Source organism: Euzebyella saccharophila, from assembly GCF_014855495.1.
GTDB lineage: Bacteria > Bacteroidota > Bacteroidia > Flavobacteriales > Flavobacteriaceae > Euzebyella > Euzebyella saccharophila.
In genome coordinates, this window is record NZ_JACYFJ010000001.1 from 38,630 (window position 1) to 60,784 (window position 22,155).

A 22,155-nucleotide genomic window follows, 5' to 3' on the forward strand; every position below is an offset into this window, starting at 1 on the left:
TCATTTTGTACTGGATGGTTTTTCACAAAAACCTAAAAGCCCAGAACATTCTGATCATCATTGCCAGTTATATTTTTTACGGCTGGTGGGATTGGCGTTTTCTTCTACTCATTTTAATGAGCACATTAGTAGACTTCTTTGTAGGCCAACAAATATATAAGCAGCAAGATTCAGGGAAAGCAAAATATTGGCTCTGGGTTAGCATGGCCTTCAATCTAGGGCTATTAGGTTTTTTCAAATACTTCAACTTTTTTGTCGACTCTTTCATCGATATGTGGTCGATTTTTGGGTACGAAATGAAAAGTACATGGACGCTAAGGGTCATTTTACCTGTAGGTATTTCGTTTTATACCTTCCAAACAATGTCGTATTCATTTGACATCTATTTTAAAAAGTTGAAACCCACTAATGACCTTGTAGCTTTTACAGCCTTTGTTGCATTTTTTCCACAGCTAGTTGCCGGGCCCATAGAAAGAGCTTCCAATTTGTTACACCAGATTTCGAATAAAAGAGTTTTCAATTTTGACCAGGCCTCTAGCGGGATTAAACTTATGCTTTGGGGTTTCTTCAAAAAACTGGTGATTGCCGATGCTTTGGCTCCCATTGTCGATGATATTTTTCAAAACTATAGTGATTATCCTGCATCTACACTTATACTAGGTGTTTGCCTTTTTAGCTTTCAGGTGTATGGCGATTTTAGCGGTTATACGGACATTGCCCTAGGAACAGCAAAGTTATTGGGGGTTGAATTAATGTCTAACTTTAAATTTCCCAATTTCTCACGTAACGTAGCCGAGTATTGGCAACGTTGGCATATCTCGCTATCGACATGGTTCAGGCACTATCTTTATATTCCCTTGGGTGGTAATAGGGTCGGTAAACTTTTATCCATAAGAAATATTACCATAATTTTCGTGGTTAGTGGTTTTTGGCATGGTGCGAATTGGACCTTTATTTTCTGGGGAGCGTTGCATGCGCTTTTTTATATTCCCGTATTCTTGATGGGCAGAAACCGAATCTATGCCGACAATGTAATTGCAGAAAATAGTTGGTTACCATCCCTAAAGGAAATTGGTCAGGTATTATTGACCTTTGCTTTGGTCACTTTCTCCAGAATCTTTTTTAGGTCTCCCACCCTAACCGATTCTTTTGCCTACATCAATAAAATTATCGAAGATTTCAGTTACGCGCCCTACGTTCATCCGATGGGTTACCGAATGATTGATTTTTATGTTTTGATAGCCCTATTTACCTTTTATGAATATCTAATTAGAAAAGACGAGCGAAACCCGTTCAAATTTAAATCTAGATATGTGAGGTTTTTTGTATACTCTGTTCTCATATTACTTATGTTGTTATTCTATGATGATGGTGTCAATAGATCGTTTATTTATTTCCAATTCTAAGGGATGAAGAAGTTTATATTAAAATGCTTGGTATACGTATTTCTGATTTTACTGACCTTAGAAGGATTTGTAAGGCTTTTACACCTATACACCGAAGACCCACCGAGATACATTGATGAGGATGGTGTAGAGAAGCGTGTGCCCGGTAGTTCAGGATACGCTGTGACCGGAAATAGAAATCAGAATTTTTCAGAGTTCAGGATCAATGAAGAAGGCTTTAACTCCAAAAATGAATTCAACCCCACCGCTCAAGATTATGAAGTGGCTTTAATAGGAGATTCATTCATAGAAGGCTTTCATCAAGATTACTACATTTCTACCGGCGAGAAAGTCGAAGAACAAACCAAAGATATTAGCGTATATGAATATGGTTATGCGGGCTATGACTTGGCAAATCAAGTGCATTTGATACACGCTTATAAAGAACAATTTGAATTGATTGATAAGATAGTCATCTACCTTAATTATGAAAGCGACCTTTCTAGGGGCGAGTACAGCCCTAATTATGCAAGGATCAAAATGCTGAATTCCACACTTTTCAAGATTCGTGATAACATCAAACTTTTGGCCTACGGTTCAAAAATTGGCATTCTAGAACCTTTCAAAAGACTTGCTCAAGGCAAAGCTTTTAGGGAGCCCCAAAATGGCTATCAAGAAAACGAGGTAAAGCTGTCGCAAGAAGAGATAGACGCACAAGAATTAAAACGACTTAACAATTTCAAAAGCCTGGTCACTCTTTACGGTTTTGACAAAGAAAAAACAGTTATTCTACTTGACTCAAGAAAGACAGCCGATAGCTTTTTAAGATACTGTAAAGCCGAAAATATTGAGGTATTAGATTTTGCACCCAATTTTAAGGCATCAAAAAAATCGACCACCTTAATTTACGACCATCATTGGAATGAACATGGCAGGGAGCTGATTGCGAAAACTATAGCAAATTACATTAAGGAAAATCCATGATAACTTTTCCTTTTTAACTGAATTAAAATGAAGAAAAATTCAATTTATATACAAAATTGGCAATTGAAGTAAAATATCGGTTTGTTTTTGATCTTTTTATGAAGGGTACCGTACCTCCAATGTACAAAGCCCCCATAAAAAATAAATTGACCAACAAATCTTTGCCCATCACAATCAATCAAGCAGATTTTAAGAATATAAAACTCGTCACAGTTTGGGATATTCCCGAGTATATAGATGTGCCTGAAGCCCCCCTTAGCAAGAATATTTCCCGAAGAAAAATACGCCAATATAAAGGTTTCTTAATAAATCTTACAGGTTCTAAAAGTGTTGACGATTATCTTTTGAAACAGTTAAGTGCACGCAATAGAAAAAAGCTTCGGTCAAAAAAGAAAAGACTGGAAGCTGATCACAACATCGAGTACTGTTTCTTTTATGGCAAAATGGAAAGAGCCGCCTACGATAAGCTCTTTTCTCAATTCGCAGCTCTTCTTGAAAAGAGGTTCGACGAAAAAAGAGTACACAACAACAACTTACATAATTGGCATTATTATCAAGAATTAGTATACCCCCTTTTACTTAAAAAAAGAGCCTCTCTTTTTGTGATTTATGATAAGGAACAACCCATAAACATTGCCCTTCACTTTCATTTAGAGGATACCGTTTTCAGTTATGTTCAAACCTATGATATTGCATATTCTGACTACAACATGGGCGATATAAGCATGTTAAAAAGGCTGGAACTATTTTTTAGGCTGGGTATTAAGACCATCGATTTATCAATGGGAACTACGGATTATAAAATCAAATGGTGCAACTACCCTTATCATCTATACTTTCATCTGTTTTATAAAAAAAATAATCTGATTTCATGGAGTAAAATGATAACAACTGCCTATAAACTTAGATTAAAACAATACCTAAGAGATAAAGATATCTTAGGTAAGCGCTTTCGACTTGATAAACTGAGGTACCGCTTGAAAGGTGCTTCTTCAGCATAAAAAAGCCCCTGAAAAATCAGAGGCTTCGATTACAATCAATTGCTTATAGTTTTGGCTCCCAACCTGGGGCGTACTCCCTTTTCCACCAGTCTTTCATCACTTTATCATTATTCAAGACTTTACCAGTGGTTGTATCAATCTTTATGGTTTCCCCGGCATCTTGAGCCATATTGCCCAAATGGCAAAGCATGGTGGTAATGCTGGCATCTTTAATGTCCGAGTTCAATGATTTATCCTCACGAATTCCCGCAAAGAAATTGCTTACGTGGTTGACATCTAAAACACCTTCTCCCCTAGTATTGGTTCCGGTACTTTGGTCCCCATCTTCCTTTACATCTTTAATTTGGTTTCCTCCCAAATCATATAGTTGGTAACCTCCCCTACTAAGGGTGATAATACCTTTGCTACCATAAATGGTAATGCCTCTACCCGGTTGATTAGGCATAATAAGACCCCTACTATGACCCGTCCAGGTGATAAATTTATCATCCCCGAACTTATAAGTAACCTGCTGGTTATCTACAAATTCCCAATCGTCATCATATGCGTATTTTCCGCCATAGGAAGTTACACTATCGGGTAAATCAACCCCTAATGCCCATCTACAAATATCAATTTCATGGGTACCATTGTTATGAACTTCCCCGGTTCCCCAATTTTTGAACCAGTGCCAATTATACGGATGAATATTATCCCTAAAATCTTCCCTTACGGCAGGTCCTTGCCACATTTCCCAATCTAAGGTTGAGGGAACAGGAACATTTTTACCCGTTCCTATAGAATCTCTGTTGTTGGAATAATAGGCTTCACCCTTAAAGACTTCTCCGATAATACCCTCTTTGATCTCTTTTACTGCCAGCGCCGAAGATTTGGACGATCGTTGCTGGTTACCCATTTGCACCTTCTTACCATATTTCTTTTGTGCCTCTACCAGTAAAGTATTCTCATAAGGGTTATGGCTACATGGCTTTTCAACGTACACGTGTTTACCTGCCTGAAGGGCCAAAATGGCCATTGGTGCATGCCAATGTTCAGGTGTCGCAATAAAAACGGCATCTACCTTTTTGTCTTCCAAAACTTTTCTAAAGTCTTTTTCGACCTTTGGGACATATCCTATATTCTTTTTACACCATTCATTATGCTCTTCAATAATCTTATCATCTACATCGCAACTATAGATAATTTTGGCATTCGAATCGGTATGAATAGCTTTGATATGTGCTTTTGCCCTGCTACGCACCCCAATGATAGCGCAATTTATTTTATCGTTTGCCCCTAAAATTCTGGAATACCCCAAGGGTGACATCGCATTCATACTGCCGCCAAACGCCAAACCTGCGGCACCCACGGAGGCTTTTTTGATAAAGTTTCTTCTATCCGAACTCATATTCTTTAGTTTAAGTTTAGTTTGATATATACGTAATACGAACCTAAATAGCGGATTACTTACTTAGATCCTTAATTTTAATATTTTTGAAAAAGACCAAATCTCCATGATCTTGAAGTAAGATATGCCCTTTATCCGCCTCCCCAAAATTGGGCCATTTTTCATACTTGCTTTCTGCAACAAGTTTTCGGTAAGCTTCGCTCTTACGTTCGTATTCCAACACCTTTTCACCATTTAACCAATGTTCTACATGATTATCTTTTGAAATGATATGGGCTGTATTCCATTCTCCAATGGGGTTAATAGGTTTATCCTCAGCTGCAGTTATTAAGTCATACAGAGAAGAAACTGTTCTGTTGCCATCTTTCCCCATTTTTGCATCGGGATGTTTATCATCATCCAATATTTGGTATTCCAGACCAATGGATGAACCCGGGCCCTTATTGATATCTGTATTGACATAATATTTAATACCACTATTACCTCCTTCTGTCAATTTAAAATCTACCTTTAATTCAAAGTCGCCATACAATTCTTTGGTAACAATGTCACCTCCGGCAGCAGATTCTTCTCCTCCTGAAGACAAAACACTTAACACACCATCTTTAATTTCCCACCCATGATCCGGAAACTCATCCAATCTTGCACCTCTCCATCCGTCCGTGGTTTTACCGTCCCATAACATTGCCCAACCGTTATCCTTTTCAGATTTTGTAAGATTATTTTTAGTTACCACTGGGGCTACAGGATGCGGCCTATTATACTTTGAAAGACTATCCGTTAGGATTTTTATATTTCTCCACATAATTTCCGTACCCTCCTTATTTTCTTTTGGAATACTATGCACCTGAAGACCAATAAATCCGCTAGCCGTTTTCTCATCGATTAGATTGGCTGCCGGCACACCGTTGATCCATGTTTGTAGGGTATCTCCAATAGCTTCGATACGATAATGATTCCAATCGTTCTGTTTAAAGGCCTTTTGTGCTTCAGGGTTATCGGTCATTGGGTTGAGCCAACCTCTTCTGGCCTCATCATAGATTCCGGCACTCCAAGCCCTTTCTGAAGGGTCGATTTCAATCTGGTACCCATGAACTCTACCGTTCATGTACTTCGGATAGCTATTACTTCTTATTTGGATACCCGAATTCATCGTAGAATCTACTTTGTAGTCAAGTTCCAAAATAAAATCCCCATACATTTTGTCTGAAGTCATGAAAGAATTAGGGGTATCATGAACCGTACTACCTACAATGATTCCGTCACGAACTTCATAGTTTGCTTTTCCTCCTTTCTGGCTCCAACCATTGAAGGTTTTCCCATCAAAAATCTCGATCCATGGGGTGTCATCTTTAGCCGTTTCACCACATGAACCTAAAAGAATCAATGCTGTAAGTGCCAAGCCATTCACAATTTTTGCTCTGCTTGATTTAATTATATTCATTTTTTTAATATGTATTTTGGATTTTGCTTCAAGATATGAATTTTTATATAGCTTTTTGCCGCTATACCTTTTTTAAGAAAAATGTGTGAAATACAACGTTAGCAACTAAAAAGCCAGCGTAAAAACGCTGGCTTTTGACTAACTCAAACAACATAATTATTGGGGATACCCAGGATTCTGAGGATATCCTCCCAAAGTTCTATCAATCTGGTCTTGAGGAATTGGCCTAACCGTATGATAATCTTGAATATTGGCCGCCCCTTGAGGGTTATACGCTTTAACTCTATCGACCAATGTACCGGTTCTTGTAAGATCCCACCATCTATAACCTTCACCAGCTAGTTCACGTGCCCTTTCATCTAAAAGAAAATCAAGGTCAACATCGCCAGCGGCAACTTGAAGCGCTGCTTCTTGGCCCGGCCAAGCAGCCCTTGTGCGAATAACGTTGATATCGGCTGCGGCTCCAGAGGCGTTGTTTTGTTGCAACCTAGCTTCCGCGCGCAGTAAATAGGCGTCACCTAATCTCATAAGGATAAAGTCTCTTTGACCCTGTTCTTTTTGACGATCTGGACGTGTTGGATCGATCCATTTATTCATTGGAGGAAACAACCTTTCAGAATACTCTTCATCAGTTATTACCATGTAAGGCACTTGATCCTGTCTAGATTGCGGCCAAAGATCATTTCGCTGCGGCCCTGGAATAAAAATGGCCGTATCACCTACCGACAAGGCAGCTCTAGCTGGTTCGGAATCAGTAGCTTCCGTGGGCGGCTCATCTTTGTTGGCAAAGAACACGTGTTTAAAGGATTTATCATATCTAGAATCAATATCCCTATCCCACAAAGACAACATAAACTCAGTAGGTCGGTGTCTCTTCCAAGGTCTACCATTGGCAATATCCCTAGTCATACCTCTACGCACATCATATTCCATCAAGAAATAAAGGTGCCATCTATGACCATTTCCGTCAATACCACTATCAACCTGAGCCTTTGAATTCGGTATTGCATAAACAACCTCACTATTTTCTTGATTGGCTATATCCCACAAAGAGGCATAATCATCAAGAAGTGCGAAACCATAATCATTGATGACGGTGCTAAACAAGGTTTCTGCCCTTGACGCATCATTACCTTCTGCAAAATCGGTATAACTTCTGGTGAGCAACACTTTTGCCAACAAAAACTCTGCGGCTGGCTTAGTGGCTCTACCGTAGTCTCCATTATAAGGCTCTTCACCTAAATTGGCTATAGCAAACTCTAAATCTGGAATAATTGCCTGGGCATAGATTTCAGACTGCGATGTTTTATTTGCCTCTATCTCTATCTCTATCGTTTCTTCCAAGCTTATATGGGCATCACCATAAGTCGTAACTATGTTAAAATAATACAGCGCTCTCAAAAAACGAACTTCAGCCAAAAGTGTTGTCTTTATAGCCTCGTCCATTTCAACTTCTGCAGAACGGTTGATTACACCATTTGCTTGGTTCACTCCCCTGTACCAATTGTTCCATGCATCTCTTATATAGGAAGAGGCCGGGTTCAAACTGGTATCATAAAAATTAAAGTATTTATGGCCCCCATCTGCCCCATTGGTCCAAATATCTGTTCCAAAAGTGGTCATGGCAGCACCCATTTCTTGACCGTAGAAGCCCTTTAAAATTCCGTAATTAGCCGTAACTGCATCTTGTAGACCATCTTCTGTGGTATAATAAGAGGCAGCAGATACATCTGTAACCAACTCTTCTTCCAGATAATCGTCACAACCGTTGATTACCAACCCAATGGCGAGCAACCAAACTGTATATATTGTTCTTTTCATAATATCGATATTATTTTTTCTTAAGATGTCCATTATTAAAATGTAGCACTTAGGGTTAAGGAATACATTTTATTACTAGGAACAATACCAGACCCTAATTCACTGGCCCCATTTTGCTCCTCGGGAAGGTCTATTCTGAACGGTCCTGCATTATCATCAGTCTCTCCCACTTCGGGGTCAAACGTTTCATAATCGGTAATGAACCAAAGATTCTGCCCAGATAATGTGAATTTCAAACTTTCCATGCCCAACTTTTCCGTAATAGAGTTAGGCAAAGCATACGAAAGTGATATGTTTCTTAACTTGATGAAACTTCCATCAAAGTAAGTCAGGGTCGAACCGTTTCTTGGGCTTTCCTGATTTTCATTAGGTCTTGGGTTCGCATTAGATGGATTATCAATCGTCCAATAATCAACATCTAAGTTGTTATACCTTGCAAACAGGGAGTTGTTACCGGCATGGAAGCCAGATCGGATAGTTTGACCTTGACGGAAGTAAAAGAACAAGCCCAACTCCAGCCCTTTATACGAAAACCTATTCGTTAGACCCCCATAGTAATCCGGAGTGTCAGTACCTAAAATTTGTCTATCACCGGGATCAATCACACCGTTATTATTAGTATCCTGAAGTTTGATTTCTCCAGGTACCTTTTGTTCCATAGTGTTAGCCAGGTCTACTTCGTTAGACTGGTAAATACCGATTTTCTTATAATCATAGAAAACTTGTATAGGCTCACCAATAAACCAAGAATTACCGACATCGTCAATGGGGTTACCATTTTCATCCTTTAAGGCCAACTCAGTGATTTGTTCACGATAACCGGCTATATTAAAGTCCAATTTCCATGAAAAAGCATCTGGGTTATCAAATATCTTGGTACTTACGGCGAATTCAAGTCCTTGAGTACGGGTCGACCCTATGTTTTGAAGAATACTTCCATACCCTGAAGTAGCAGGAAGACTTCTATTCAAGAGAATATCTTCCGTATTGGTGCGAAACCAATCTAAAGTACCGCTTACACGGCCATTGAAAAGTCCAAAGTCCAATCCAACATCAACTGTTTTGGAAACTTCCCATCCCAGACCAGCATTAGGTATTTCAGATAAAGCAAAACCTAGCACACCCTCTTCGCCGTATGCATAAGGAATTGCCCCTAACCTACCAGCTGTTTGATAAGGATTGACCGATGTATTACCTACCTCCCCATAAGAAGCCCTTAACATCAATTGTGATACGGAGGTGTCGGCCAAGAACTGCTCTTCTGACATACGCCATCCAATAGATGCTCCTGGGAAGTAATTCCATTTATTACCGGCTGCCAATCGAGAAGATCCATCTGCCCTTAACGAAGCTTGAAATAAATACTTTCCATCAATATCATAGTTCAATCTACCCATGAACGAAGCTAACGTCCACTCTGTCAATCTAGAAGCTACATTTCTGTTCGCGGCCGAACCTAGGTTGTAAAACTTTTGAGACTCATAGGGTATTCCCGATGTAGAAGCATCGGTAATCTCGGTTCGCGAACTTTGAATACTCTGCAACAACGTAACCTTAAGGTTTTGGTCGCTAAACAGTTCTTTATCAAAAGTCAACAAGTTCTCAATTGTATAGGCAAAGTTGTCGGAATGAGTAACGGATGCATCACCTGGCCCCCCGCGATTATCATTGGTCAAACTTCCTCTAAACTGACCTCGCCTACCCAAACGGATATCCGGACCGAAAAGGGTTTTCCATTGAAGCCCCTCGGTAATATTAATATCCAATGAAATCGGTGCAAAAATGCGGGTCCATTTTCTTTCATCAATAAACGCACCATCAACTAATTCATTTAAAGGATTGGTACGTATACCATCATTAGTAGGCAAAAATCGCAACTCACCTTCTTCATCATAAGGTACACCTAAAGGGTTGTTAGCCAAAGCTTCCCCCATCGTAGCATTAGAGCCCCAGTTCTGAATAGAGTGCGCAATAAGAAACGACGCCCCAATCTTGAAGGTGTCATTGATACGATGATCAACATTCAACCTTCCCGAGAAACGCTCATAGTCCATATTACTAATAATTCCCTGCTCCTTGAAATACCCTATAGAAGAGTTGAAAGTTGTATTCTCTGAACCTCCACTAACTCCTAATTGGTGATTGGTCTGATAACCTGAGCCAAGTACCAAATCTAAATAATCGGTGGAGCGCCCTTGGTCTATCGACTCCAGTTCAACTGGATCCAAGAAGACATCAGTTTCAACTGGAATATCACCATCCCAAGCCGCAACCCTCTCTCCATCTACAATCTTCTCTCTACGCGCTTCTCTTTTCATCGCAGCATACTCCGAACCATTCATCATATCTACAAGACGTGATGCGGAAGTAATACCGTATTGGCTACTATACCTCACCTGGGTTTTACCCACCTTTCCACGGTTGGTAGTCACCAATATAACACCGTTAGCACCTCTCGAACCATAAACGGCCGTGGCAGCAGCATCTTTCAAAACTTGCATAGAAGCAATGTCTTGCGGGTTAATATCTGACATTGATTCAGAGCCATCGATCAATGGAATTCCATCAACTACATATAAAGGATCGTTAGAAGCCGTTACCGATCTTCTTCCCCTAATACGTACAGTAGACGTTTGACCTGGGCGACCGCCCCCGGCCTGAATATCAACCCCTGAAATCTGTCCCTTAACAGCATCTATTGTACTTGAAGTTTGTACAATACCAATTTGTTCGGCATCTACGGATGCTATTGCAGCGGTTACTTCACCCTTCTTTTGGGTACCATAACCAACCACAACCACCTCATCGAGTAGGGCTGAATCTTCTTCCAGAGTTACATTGATAGTTGATTGATTATTTACCGAAATCTCGGCTGTTTTATAGCCAATATAGCTAACTCCTAAAACAGCATTACCTGCTGCCTGAATGGAGAAATTACCGTCAAAATCGGTTGTAGTACCGCGAGTAGTTCCTTTTACTACTACACTTGCTCCTGCAAGTGGCACACCGTTCGTATCCTTTACCGTTCCCGTAATTGTTGATTGGTCCGGTAATTCTAAATTAAAAATTGGGTCCGCTTTTTTGTTTGTAAGCGCATGACCAAAAATAGGCACAACAAGTAAAATCATGAGTAGTGTCCTAAAAAACTGAGTATAGAACACGCCAAAACTTGTACCCACTAAACGTGTAGTGTTTTTCATGTTGTAGTTAGTTAAAAATTGTTAGTTACTTAATTGTTCAGATTGTGAAGAGTTGATTTCATAAATTGGAAATCGTCAGTGACTTTTTTCATTTCATAGCTTGTGTTTTAGTAGTTAATTAATTGAGTTTTTAATTGGGTTGCCTAAGAAGTGTATCGATTGCACAACTGTTAAAATTTGTGTTAAAATTACACTGCTCACGAACGAAAATAGGTTGAGGAATTCACTTAACCAAATTAAATTTCAAAAAATAAATGTCAATAATTATCTATTTAAAGCTATTCATTAAATAATTTTATGGAGTTCGTAATTATTATTAAAAATAAACCGATCCACTTGTTTTTTAAAGAAACTCAAATTTCCTACAAAAATCAGATTTGTTAAAAATATGTTAGACCCCAAATAATAGGGCCTTAACACATACAGTAAAGACTTTGTAGGAAAATTAAGGTTCAAAATTTTGGTTAAAAAAATGTAATCGATTACCGCAATCGGTTACGTAAATACATGAAATCTAACAAAAGAAGAAATTTTTGTAGAAGGAATAAAAACTAAGAAAGATATTAGGAAAAGTACTACAATAATTCAAATAGGTCCTAGCTATTACCTTTTTTATTTACCAATCCTTTGGTAAACTCATTCAAGGTTTCGACCTTCTGTTCAAAATCACCTTTGATGGTTTTTCTGTATTCATTGAGGTTCTTTACCAAATCATCAATATTGTCCGGTAATACATCCTCAAAAAACTGCCTAAGTCGCTTTGCGGTAGTAGGCGACTTTCCGTTGGTTGATATAGCCACTTTCACATTTCCTTTCGTTACAATACCTCCCATGTAAAAATCACATAAGGGTGGATTATCGGCTACATTTACCAAAATACTTCTCTCCCTACAATCCAGAAACACTTGTTGATTAACCATAGGCACATCAGTTGTGGCAATCACGATATGCTTTTTCTTAAGGAAAGAAGGGTCATAAGAAGCCTTATGCATGGTTACGTTAAAATTACGTGCATGTTCAACGGTTTCCTCCCTAAACATAGGGGAAACCATTTCAACCTTTGCAGCGGGGCTTGACTTAAGAAGAAAAGTCAATTTTTCCAATGCCACATTGCCACCGCCAACAATCAAAACGTTCAACTCAGAAACCTTTAAAAATATGGGATATAAGGGATTGCGCTCCATTTATAGAATTTAATAACCAATGCTAATTTACAATTATCCTCTGAGGACTTAAAATATAAAAAAACCGTTATTGTCTCATTGTGAAACAATAAACTTTGGAAATTGGATTTTTTTGTCCTTTATTTGATACTCAACTCCTTAACTATTAAACATCAAACGATGAGAATCACCTCTTTTTTATTCGGTCTATACATTCTTCTTCACATAAACTTTTTGGGAGCACAAGTACTACGGACAGGTAAAGATGTTGCTGTAACCACAACTGAATCCGGGAAAGTTCGCGGCTACGTTCATAACGGAATTTTTACCTACAAAGGCATTCCCTATGCCAAAGCCAAACGTTTTGAAGCCCCAACCAAACCGGATTCTTGGGAGGGTATTAGAAGTTCTACCACCTACGGACCGGTAGCGCCTCTTCTTACTCCTACAACAGAAGTATCCGATGAGTCAGAATTTGTTTTTGACCATGATTGGGGATACACGAGCGAAGATTGTTTAAGAATCAATATTTGGACACCCAGTATTTCCGATGGCAAAAAAAGGCCTGTACTTTTCTGGATACATGGCGGTGGATTCACCGCAGGTTCTAGCCAAGAACTTCCATCCTATGACGGTGAAAACCTAAGCAAGCGAGGAGATGTGGTGGTTGTATCCATCAACCATCGATTAAACGTATTGGGCTTCTTGGACCTTTCCGCATATGGAGAAAAATACAAGTATTCAGCAAACAACAGTATTCTGGATATGGCCGAGGCACTTAAATGGGTACAGACCAACATCACAAACTTTGGAGGCGACCCTAACAATGTCACCATTTTTGGCCAATCTGGAGGAGGTGCTAAGGTTAATACCCTAATGGCCATGCCACAAGCAAAAGGGTTGTTCCATAAGGCGATAAACCAAAGCGGTTCATTTAGAACGCAAATACTGGAAAAAGAAGACACACAAGCCATTGGAGCGGAAGTACTTTCATTGTTAAATTTAAAGAAAAGTGAGGTTGACAGCCTACAAAATATTCCTTTTGAAAAACTGAGTAACGTAAGCTCACAAGCGCTAAAGAATGTGGCCGCCAAGATGCGAGAACAAGGGAAACCTGTTATTGGTTTTGGCCTCAATTGGGGTCCTAGCGAAGACGGAGAGATCCTACCCTACCAACTCTTTTCCCAGGAGGCCTTTGAACTTTCCAAAGACATTCCGTTAATGTTAGGAACTACTAAAAATGAATTTGCCCCCTTTGCCAATATGAGATTTGTTGGCGCTTCCGATGAAGAAATATATGCCCATATTAAACAAGAATGGGGAGCAAAATCCGATGAGTATATCAAAGCTGTAAAAAAAGCCTATCCCAATGATACTGAAGTCAAGGATTTAATTGATGTGGACACAATGTTTAGGCCCGGCGCAGTACATCAGGCCAATGAAAAGTCAAAACTTGATAGTGGAGCAGCGGTTTTCATGTACCTGTTTACATGGCAATCGCCCGTCTTTGACGGAAAATACAAATCATTACACTGTATGGAATTGCCCTTTATGTTCGACAATATTAAAAAAGCCGAAAAAATGACAGGTGGAGGCGGAAAAGCCCAAGAGCTGGCAGGCAAAATGAGCGAAGCCTGGATTGCCTTTGCTAAAAATGGAGACCCCAACCACGCCGGTTTACCTCAATGGCCCCAATACAATAGCGATAACACCGCTACCATGCATTTGGATACTCGCTGTGTTGTTCAACCGCAATTGGACAAGGAGTTATTCGAATTAGTGGCAAAAAAACAACTCTGATAACACTAATTGATTCTCCGCTTTTGAAACCAGACGTCTTTTAAGCCAAGGTTCAAAGTTACCAGATGAAAGTTCTCCCTAATCATAATATTTTGAATTTGCCCTTGGGAACCGTAACTGTAAGATAAATTTAATCTGGATTTCCAACCTTGGCCCACAGGCAAGCCAATTCCCGCCGTAAAGGAGTAACCATCTATTTTAGTTCCGTTCATTGAAAGGTACCCAGTATCATAATTATAACCTAACCGATACTGTATTCTATCTACGTATTTAAAACTGTCACTATTTTTCTCATACTCCAATCCCACAGCATAAATACTTTGATTTTTCGCCCTGTCTATCTGTTTGTTCGCCATGGTCCGTTCTGACAAAAAAAGACCTTTGGCATTTTACAGATAGATCAAATCCTAAAGTGGTTCACTTTCGTCCGGCGCAGGTGTTTCAGTTTGCACAGCACGGGTGGTTCATTTTCATCCGGCGAGGGTGGTATACTATGTCCGGCGATTCCAATCATAGACGGCAAAGAGGTAACAGAACTGGCTATTGAATATAATTTAAGCGTTCAAGTCGATAAAACTATTGAGATAAAGAAAATGGATTTAGACTACTTTGAAGAGTAATGCTCTTTTAGTAAGTGATGAACTATCTAATTTAAAAGCCTAAAAATGTAATAACTGCACAAAAACTGTACAAACACAAAAATAAAAAAACCTCAACTATCTAATTGCTAGAATGTTGAGGTTTTTACTTGTACAGGCGGAGAGACTCGAACTCTCACACCTTGCGGCACTAGATCCTAAGTCTAGCGTGTCTACCAATTCCACCACGCCTGCATCAATATTTTAAATAAGAACGATCGTATTCGAATCTAATCAAACCAACCTGAGTTCTTCTAAACTTTAGCGTGTCTACCTCCCGATGGATATCGGGACCACCACGCCTGCATCAATATTTTAAATAAAACCCTGTGTTCGAATCTCATCAAACCAACCTGAGTTCTTATAAACTCTAGCATGTATACCTCCTACCGATAACTATCGGGACATCGGGACCACCACGCCTGCAACTCCAAAATCAAATTGGGATGCAAATATAAAGCAAAATTTGATATCTCTAAATTTTAAAGCATCAAAACTTACTTTTTTGTAATTTTAAAAACTAGTCTAATTTCGCAACATGCAAAATGTACAGGAATACCTTTCCAAAAACAAGGATAGATTTATCGAAGAACTTATTGAACTGCTTAAAATTCCATCTATTAGTGCCGATTCAGCATTTTCGCAAGATGTTATTGACACGGCGGAAGCCATAAAATCTGCTTTGGAAAGAGCGGGGTGCGATACCGTTGAAATCTGTGAAACCAATGGATACCCCATTGTTTATGGCGAAAAGATCATCAATTCTAACCTGCCCACCGTCCTGGTTTATGGGCATTATGATGTACAACCGCCGGACCCGATGGATTTATGGAACTCTCCTCCTTTTGAACCGGAAATAAGAAAAACCGAAACCCATCCAGAAGGTGCTATTTATGCCCGAGGCGCTTGTGATGATAAGGGTCAAATGTACATGCACGTTAAGGCATTTGAGTTTATGGTCAAGACCCAGCAACTTCCTTGTAACGTAAAATTCATGATTGAAGGGGAAGAGGAAGTCGGCAGTAAGAATTTGGGTGAATTTGTAGCCCTGAACAAGGAAAAACTTGCTAATGACGTTATACTGATCTCTGATACTGGCATGATTGCCAATGACATTCCGTCTATCACTACTGGTCTAAGAGGGCTGAGTTATGTAGAAGTGGAAGTAACCGGACCCAACCGTGATTTACATTCGGGATTGTACGGTGGGGCTGTGGCCAACCCCAACAATATATTGGCTAAAATGATTGCTTCCCTCCACGATGAAAATAACCATATTACCATTCCAGGGTTTTATGACAAAGTAGAAGAACTTTCCAAAGAAGAACGAAATCAAATGGCCGAAGCCCCTTTTAGTCTCGAACGCTATAAAAAGGCTTTGGATATTAATGATGTACATGGAGAGGAAGGATACCTTACCAACGAACGAAATGCCATTAGACCTACCTTGGATGTTAACGGAATGTGGGGCGGTTATACAGGAGAAGGTGCAAAAACAGTGATTCCCAGTAAGGCCTTTGCCAAAATTAGTATGCGTTTGGTTCCTAATCAAGATTGGCAAGAGATTACGGAGCTATTTCAAAAACACTTTGAGTCCATAGCTCCAAAAAGCGTGACGGTAAAGGTGAAACCCCATCATGGCGGACAAGGGTACGTAACCCCTATTGATACCGTGGCGTACCAGGCAGCTTCAAAAGCGTACGAGACTACATTTGGCAAAACGCCCATTCCACAAAGAAGTGGCGGAAGCATTCCTATTGTCTCCCTTTTTGAACGGGAATTGGAAAGCAAGACAATTTTAATGGGTTTTGGTCTTGACAGTGATGCTATTCACTCCCCTAATGAACATTTTGGAGTATGGAATTACCTCAAAGGCATTGAAACTATACCGTATTTCTATCAATATTTTACGGAAATGAGTTCGAGTTAGGAGTTAGGAGTTAGGAGTTAGGAGTTAGGAGTTAGGAGTTAGGAGTTAGGAGTTAGGAGTTAGGAGTTAGGAAAATTATGAATTATGACGTAGGACGTAGGACGTAAAACAAATTACATTTCAATAAGCCTTCAACCAATCACCAACAATTAAGTCTTCTTCACATACTTTGTGATGATCACAATTTGTTGGCCGTCAACCTTACCCTCAATATATTCTGCGTTCTCACGGTCTAATGTAATACGGCGTACGGCCGTGCCCTGTTTAGCGACCATGCTAGAGCCCTTTACTTTTAAATCCTTTATTAGCACCACATTATCACCATTTTCTAAAATAGCGCCGTTGGCATCACGATGAATAATTTTTTCAGCTTCTGAGAGGCCTTCTCCGGTGGCCTTCGCCCAAGCCAAAGTTTCATCTTCCAAATACATCATATCCAACAAATCCTTAGGCCAGCCTTCCTCTTTTAATCTTGCAAGCATACGCCATGCGACCACCTTTACGGCCTCGTGCTCGCTCCACATACTATCGTTCAAGCAACGCCAGTGGTTGGGTTCCATGGCAACATCCCCTTCAATTTGTGCTAGACAATGAGAACAGACCAACATACTACCATCTAACCCACCGGTGGAGATGGGTGGCACTTCGTAAACAGACAATTCACTTTCAGCACCACACAACTCACATTTTGAACCACTTCTGGTTTTTAAGGCCTCTAATACACTCATAAAATATTAATTGAGGTTGCAAACTTAATTTTTTTTCGATCTTTCAAAATGTAGGAAGGTTATTTTCTCAATCTTTTTTTTATATTAGGTATATGAGCGGACATATAATCGACATGGTAAATAGGATTAAGCAAAACTCCCTTCCTACGAGAAAGAAGTTTCAGGGAGATAATAGGAGCATGCTTTTTCATGAAGGTTCCTCGGTAACCTATGACTTTCCTAATCCTACTTCCGAAAAACTAGAAGCCATAAAGTCCAACATAAGAGAAAAAGCTTCACAAGAGCAAAGAAAATCATTCCTCATACTTGCCATTTGCATCGCTGTAATGGCCGTTTTGATTACCCTTTTTCTGATCAACTACAATTATCGTTTTTCGACACTGGTGTAATTTAAATTCTACATTTGTAGAATTAAATATTTTGTTCTATGTTTGTAGAACAAAAGGAAATCGCCATGCAATTATCAAAATCAGAGGAAGAATTGATGAATGTTTTATGGAAGCTAAAAAAAGCTTTTATGAAAGATTTGTTGAAAGCCTATTCAGAACCTAAACCTGCCACCACCACGATTGCAACCCTTCTCAAAAGAATGACCGAAAAGGGCTTTGTAGACTATCAGCTTCAAGGTAGGTCGCGAGAATACTTCCCCTTGGTTAAAAAGAAAGACTACTTTTCAAAACACGTTAACGGACTTATTCGCAACTTTTTTAATAATAGTCCGGGGCAATTCGCTTCCTTCTTCACTGAAACCACCGATTTAAGCAAAGAAGAATTGGAAGATTTACGCAAGTTGATAGACAACGAAATTAAAAAGCGTTGATTATGGTACTTTACCTTTTAAAATCGGCAGCGTGTTTGGCCGCCTTTATGGCACTCTATAAAATGCTTTTGGAGCGGGAACCCATGCACCACTTAAAAAGGTTTTATTTATTGGCCGCCGTAATGCTTTCATTTATCATTCCGCAAATTGTTTTCGTAGAATATGTGGAGTTGCCGCCAACCACTTTTAATTATGAAAATTCATTTAACACTTCCGAAACAACCACTATTATCGCCCCTGAAAAAGAAAACCCATGGGAATGGTGGCAATTAGTACTACCTATTTATTTGGCAGGATGTCTCTTTTTTACCATTCGGTTTATCATCCACCTTAGGACTCTCATTAAAAACATCAGGAACAACCCAAAAATAAGAACCAAATCTTGGGTCAATGTTTTATTGGAAGATTTCACGGCTCCACACACCTTTCTTCATTACATTTTTTTAAGCCGAGAGGGGTTTGAAAATAAGGCAATCCCTAATGAAGTATTACTTCACGAAGCGGCCCATGTTAAGCAAAAACACAGTTTGGATGTATTACTAATGGAGCTACTACAGATTGCTTTTTGGTTCAATCCATTAATCTTCATCCTAAAAAACTGGATCAAACTTAATCACGAATTTTTAGCGGATCATGCCGTTATAAAACAAGGTACGCCAGCAAAAGATTACCAACATACCCTTTTAAAGTTTGCTTCATCAGCAACTAATCATCATCAGTTAAACAGAGTTTATTCATCAATCGGTGCGGAGGGAATCCAAAGCATCAAAAAACGATTCATCATCATGAAAAAAAGAAAATCGACTACTTCGGTGGTACTTAGAAGTTTCGCAGCCGTACCGCTACTGGCAGCCCTTGTAATAGGATTTAGCGAACAAGTGACAGTGGTTCAACCACAAACGCCGCCTCTAGAAATACAGGTGGGAGCTAGCGCACTAGAAATTGAAACCTACAATAACCTGGCAACCAAATACAACGCCATACCACTTCAAGAACGCAAAATACCATTGAACGACTTGCGAACGCTAGAAGTCATTTTCAAAAAAATGTCCCCCAGACAAAAAGAGGAAGCTCAACCTTTTCCAGAATGTTTTAAAGGTAACAATCAACAACAGACCGTTGACCTCATTGAAATTGCCGTAAACAAAAACGGAAAGTTGTTGGTCGGCAATCAGCTTGTAGAATTGGAAGACTTGAAAAGCCATTTAAAACAATTGAACACCGCCAACACCTTTGAAGAAAGAGAGAAAAGCCTTCGAGTAGTCATTACAGCGGATAAAAACGCGCCAAAGGTAGTATTGGAACAAATCGATGCCATTATTTCCGATTTTGGAGCTGCCACCGTGAATATAATGGAACACCGCGCCTATGCCCAAGAAACGAGTATTACGAAAAAAGAGTTGAAAGAATACAATTCTCTGGCAAGGAGGTACAATAAGATGTTGGACAAAGAGGAGGGTATCCAAATTCTAAAAAAAGATGTAGACCGAATGGAATATCTCTTCAACAACATGTCCGAAAAACAACGGGCAACTGCAGAGCCATTTCCTGCATTACCTGAACCTCCGAAACCTCCTTTACCTCCCAACGCCCCGGCACCACCGCAACAACCAAAGGCGCCATTACCTCCCAATGAAGCATCGGAAGTGGAGGAAGAAATAGTATTGGCCGTGGAAGTCAATGAAAATGTGATAGAAGAGATACTTATAAAAAAGAATGCTTCCGATACCGAGTATGCCAACTATCAAATTGAAAAAATAGTGGAAAGTCAAGAAATCTATGATGAGCTAAACCCAATCGTTTATTCAATCAAAGATGGAACGAAAGAGGAAATTCGTGTTCAAACCTCACACAACTATTATAGTCCAAAAGATGAGCAAAATCCTTTAAAGGATTTGGAAACCGGCAAACCTACTTTAAAACTCACACTTTTTGATGCACCTTATTTTGGACCTGAAACAACACCTGATAGACCATCAGACCTTTTTAAAAAAATGGTTCAAAACTGCTCAAAAATATGGTACAAAGGCAAAATTATCAGTAAAGAAGAAGGCTTAGATTTATTAAAGAAACATAAGTACATACAGTTAGTAAAACACGAAACACCGCACGATGTACCATCCATGACCTTAGATGAATTGGAGTAATCGAAAAAAAGCCCTTAAACAAAGGGCTTTTTTTTGTAACAATTTGTTGAAAACCGCGTTCTAACAGTATCATCAATCATCAAATGTCTTCTTTAGAAACTCTTCTTTTTATCAGGAAAGTTCTTTAGGAGACACTAAAAACGAACACTTATGTTACAACGTTTCTTCATTCTCTGTTCCGGAGCCGATACTGATATTCTTAACACTTGTTCCAAAGGGGAACAAAATAAATATGCCGGCATTGGCGCTACCGTATTCTTTACGGCGTTAATGGCCACTATTGCCTGCAGCTATGCCCTATATACCATTTTTGAAACTATTTACAGTGCTGTATTTTTCGGAATTATATGGGGCCTTCTCATTTTCAATCTCGACCGATATATTGTGTCTACCATCAAAAAACGGAACAGCTTTGGCCAGGAGTTTTTACAAGCGATACCAAGACTTATCCTAGCCATTATCATAGCAGTAGTTATTTCCAAACCCTTGGAAATGAAAATTTTCGAAAAGGAAATTAACCAAGTACTTCTTGAAGAAAAAAATGAAATGACGCTGGCCAATCAGCAGCAATTGGCTCAACAGTTTACTCCGAATATTGATCAGCTACGAGAAGAAATAAGTGCCTTAAAACAGGAAATCACGGACAAGCAAGCAGAAACCGATGCCCTGTACGAAATTTATATCAACGAAGCAGAAGGTACCGCGGGCACGGGACTATTGGGAAAAGGGCCCGTTTATGAAGAAAAACGTGAAAAACACGATGCTTCCCTTTCAGAGCTCAATTCCTTAAAAGCAGGCAATCATCAAAAAATTCAGGAAAAAGAAAATCAAATTGCCCTACTCAACGCCAATTATGAAAAAAGCGTTACCAAAACGCAGCCCATTATTGATGGTTTTGACGGACTAATGGCTCGCATCAACGCTTTAGAAAAGTTACCTTGGCTACCTTCATTTTTTATTTTTCTTCTTTTCTTGGCCATAGAAACCTCACCAATCATCGCAAAGTTATTGGCTCCCAATGGAGAATATGACTTAAAGCTTCAGGACCAAGAAACGAGCTTAGAAACTTGGGTTCATCAAAAAGTGATGCAGCGGTCCCACATTTTACAAACGGATACGGAGCTCAGTCAGAAAATCTATGATGAAATCAAGGAAGAAGAAGCTGTTTATGCTTATAAGAAACAAAAGGCGGAAGAGCTAATGAAACTTCAGGCGGATGCTTTTCAAAAAGCTGAAATTAGGAGTCTGTAAAAATTAGGCCTGGTCAAGAAAATTGGACACTTTTTTAAGTATTACCTTAAAAACATCATCAAGAGAGGTGTCTCCTAATTCCAATTTTTCCTTATGGGTTTCAGCGAACTCGAATGTTTTCTCCATTCCCAACACACTAAACTTGTATTTAAGTTTATGCACCAGTTCTGCAGCACTTCTGGGCTCTCCTATCTTAATATGATAAAGATATTTTCCCAAATCAGAAGTGTATTCGGTCTTCATAATGGCCACAAACTTAGCTTGGAACTCAAAGTCTTGTGTTCCTACCAGTTCTACCACGTAATCTAAGTTGGGTATTTCCCTTAAAAAATCTTGTGTCGCCTCCATTGTTAAAGCTCGTTCTTCTATTCTTTATGTGGGGGATAAAGAAACGAACAAATCAAATGTACGAATTATACTACTTTAATTTGAGAAAATGTTGCAAAAAATATAAAA

At 39.3% G+C, this 22,155-nt stretch carries 17 protein-coding genes and 1 tRNA gene; 9 read left to right on the forward strand and 9 right to left on the reverse strand.

Features of this window, described 5'->3' with window-relative positions; genetic code table 11:
• Positions 1 to 14: 14 nt before the first annotated feature.
• The 3 genes from IL355_RS00180 to IL355_RS00190 all read left to right on the forward strand — a co-directional run bounded on the left by IL355_RS00180 (position 15) and on the right by IL355_RS00190 (position 3,370).
• Positions 15 to 1,406, forward strand: coding sequence for an MBOAT family O-acyltransferase (locus IL355_RS00180; RefSeq protein ID WP_317175462.1), 1,392 nt, complete (start codon positions 15 to 17; stop codon positions 1,404 to 1,406).
• A 3-nt stretch (positions 1,407 to 1,409) separates the two neighbouring features.
• Complete coding sequence (locus IL355_RS00185) at positions 1,410 to 2,369, forward strand: hypothetical protein (RefSeq protein ID WP_192460207.1); 960 nt, start codon at positions 1,410 to 1,412, stop codon at positions 2,367 to 2,369.
• Between the two features lie 98 nt (positions 2,370 to 2,467).
• Positions 2,468 to 3,370, forward strand: a complete 903-nt coding sequence (locus IL355_RS00190) for a GNAT family N-acetyltransferase (RefSeq protein WP_192460208.1) — start codon at positions 2,468 to 2,470, stop codon at positions 3,368 to 3,370.
• A gap of 43 nt (positions 3,371 to 3,413) precedes the next feature.
• On the opposite strand, the gene IL355_RS00195 is transcribed toward IL355_RS00190, so the two are convergent.
• The 5 genes from IL355_RS00195 to IL355_RS00215 all read right to left on the reverse strand — a co-directional run bounded on the left by IL355_RS00195 (position 3,414) and on the right by IL355_RS00215 (position 12,406).
• A complete protein-coding gene (locus IL355_RS00195) occupies positions 3,414 to 4,757 on the reverse strand; it encodes a Gfo/Idh/MocA family protein (protein ID WP_192460209.1) in 1,344 nt (447 codons plus the stop codon).
• Between the two features lie 55 nt (positions 4,758 to 4,812).
• Positions 4,813 to 6,201 carry a 3-keto-disaccharide hydrolase gene (locus tag IL355_RS00200; protein ID WP_192460210.1) on the reverse strand — a complete coding sequence of 463 codons (1,389 nt, stop codon included), beginning with the start codon at positions 6,199 to 6,201 and terminating at the stop codon, positions 4,813 to 4,815.
• A gap of 156 nt (positions 6,202 to 6,357) precedes the next feature.
• Positions 6,358 to 8,022, reverse strand: a complete 1,665-nt coding sequence (locus IL355_RS00205) for a RagB/SusD family nutrient uptake outer membrane protein (RefSeq protein ID WP_192460211.1) — start codon at positions 8,020 to 8,022, stop codon at positions 6,358 to 6,360.
• 35 nt (positions 8,023 to 8,057) lie between these two features.
• Complete coding sequence (locus IL355_RS00210) at positions 8,058 to 11,222, reverse strand: SusC/RagA family TonB-linked outer membrane protein (RefSeq protein WP_192460212.1); 3,165 nt, start codon at positions 11,220 to 11,222, stop codon at positions 8,058 to 8,060.
• Between the two features lie 596 nt (positions 11,223 to 11,818).
• On the reverse strand, positions 11,819 to 12,406 hold the full coding sequence (locus IL355_RS00215; protein ID WP_192460213.1) for a precorrin-2 dehydrogenase/sirohydrochlorin ferrochelatase family protein: 588 nt from the start codon (positions 12,404 to 12,406) through the stop codon (positions 11,819 to 11,821).
• A 159-nt stretch (positions 12,407 to 12,565) separates the two neighbouring features.
• Between IL355_RS00215 and IL355_RS00220 the strand changes: the two genes are divergently transcribed.
• On the forward strand, positions 12,566 to 14,185 hold the full coding sequence (locus tag IL355_RS00220) for a carboxylesterase/lipase family protein (protein WP_192460214.1): 1,620 nt from the start codon (positions 12,566 to 12,568) through the stop codon (positions 14,183 to 14,185).
• 5 nt (positions 14,186 to 14,190) lie between these two features.
• Here the strand turns inward: IL355_RS00220 and IL355_RS00225 are convergent, their stop codons facing one another.
• Both IL355_RS00225 and IL355_RS00230 read right to left on the reverse strand, forming a co-directional pair.
• Positions 14,191 to 14,556: a hypothetical protein gene (locus IL355_RS00225; RefSeq protein ID WP_192460215.1), complete on the reverse strand. Its 366-nt coding sequence runs from the start codon at positions 14,554 to 14,556 to the stop codon at positions 14,191 to 14,193.
• Between the two features lie 380 nt (positions 14,557 to 14,936).
• Positions 14,937 to 15,018, reverse strand: a tRNA-Leu gene (locus tag IL355_RS00230).
• 343 nt (positions 15,019 to 15,361) lie between these two features.
• Here IL355_RS00230 and IL355_RS00235 point away from each other — a divergent pair.
• A complete protein-coding gene (locus tag IL355_RS00235) occupies positions 15,362 to 16,753 on the forward strand; it encodes a dipeptidase (RefSeq protein WP_192460216.1) in 1,392 nt (463 codons plus the stop codon).
• A gap of 149 nt (positions 16,754 to 16,902) precedes the next feature.
• On the opposite strand, the gene IL355_RS00240 is transcribed toward IL355_RS00235, so the two are convergent.
• A complete protein-coding gene (locus IL355_RS00240; protein WP_192460217.1) occupies positions 16,903 to 17,481 on the reverse strand; it encodes a PhnA domain-containing protein in 579 nt (192 codons plus the stop codon).
• Between the two features lie 92 nt (positions 17,482 to 17,573).
• Between IL355_RS00240 and IL355_RS00245 the strand changes: the two genes are divergently transcribed.
• The 4 genes from IL355_RS00245 (at position 17,574) to IL355_RS00260 (ending at position 21,699) form a co-directional block, all read left to right on the forward strand.
• Positions 17,574 to 17,870, forward strand: a complete 297-nt coding sequence (locus IL355_RS00245; protein ID WP_192460218.1) for a hypothetical protein — start codon at positions 17,574 to 17,576, stop codon at positions 17,868 to 17,870.
• 65 nt (positions 17,871 to 17,935) lie between these two features.
• A complete protein-coding gene (locus IL355_RS00250) occupies positions 17,936 to 18,301 on the forward strand; it encodes a BlaI/MecI/CopY family transcriptional regulator (protein WP_192461300.1) in 366 nt (121 codons plus the stop codon).
• A gap of 2 nt (positions 18,302 to 18,303) precedes the next feature.
• Positions 18,304 to 20,448 (forward strand): M56 family metallopeptidase, encoded by a 2,145-nt coding sequence (locus tag IL355_RS00255; RefSeq protein WP_192460219.1) that lies wholly within the window; start codon positions 18,304 to 18,306, stop codon positions 20,446 to 20,448.
• Positions 20,449 to 20,598: 150 nt separating this feature from the next.
• Complete coding sequence (locus IL355_RS00260) at positions 20,599 to 21,699, forward strand: DUF4407 domain-containing protein (protein ID WP_192460220.1); 1,101 nt, start codon at positions 20,599 to 20,601, stop codon at positions 21,697 to 21,699.
• A 3-nt stretch (positions 21,700 to 21,702) separates the two neighbouring features.
• On the opposite strand, the gene IL355_RS00265 is transcribed toward IL355_RS00260, so the two are convergent.
• Complete coding sequence (locus IL355_RS00265) at positions 21,703 to 22,047, reverse strand: Hpt domain-containing protein (protein ID WP_192460221.1); 345 nt, start codon at positions 22,045 to 22,047, stop codon at positions 21,703 to 21,705.
• Positions 22,048 to 22,155 lie beyond the last annotated feature (108 nt).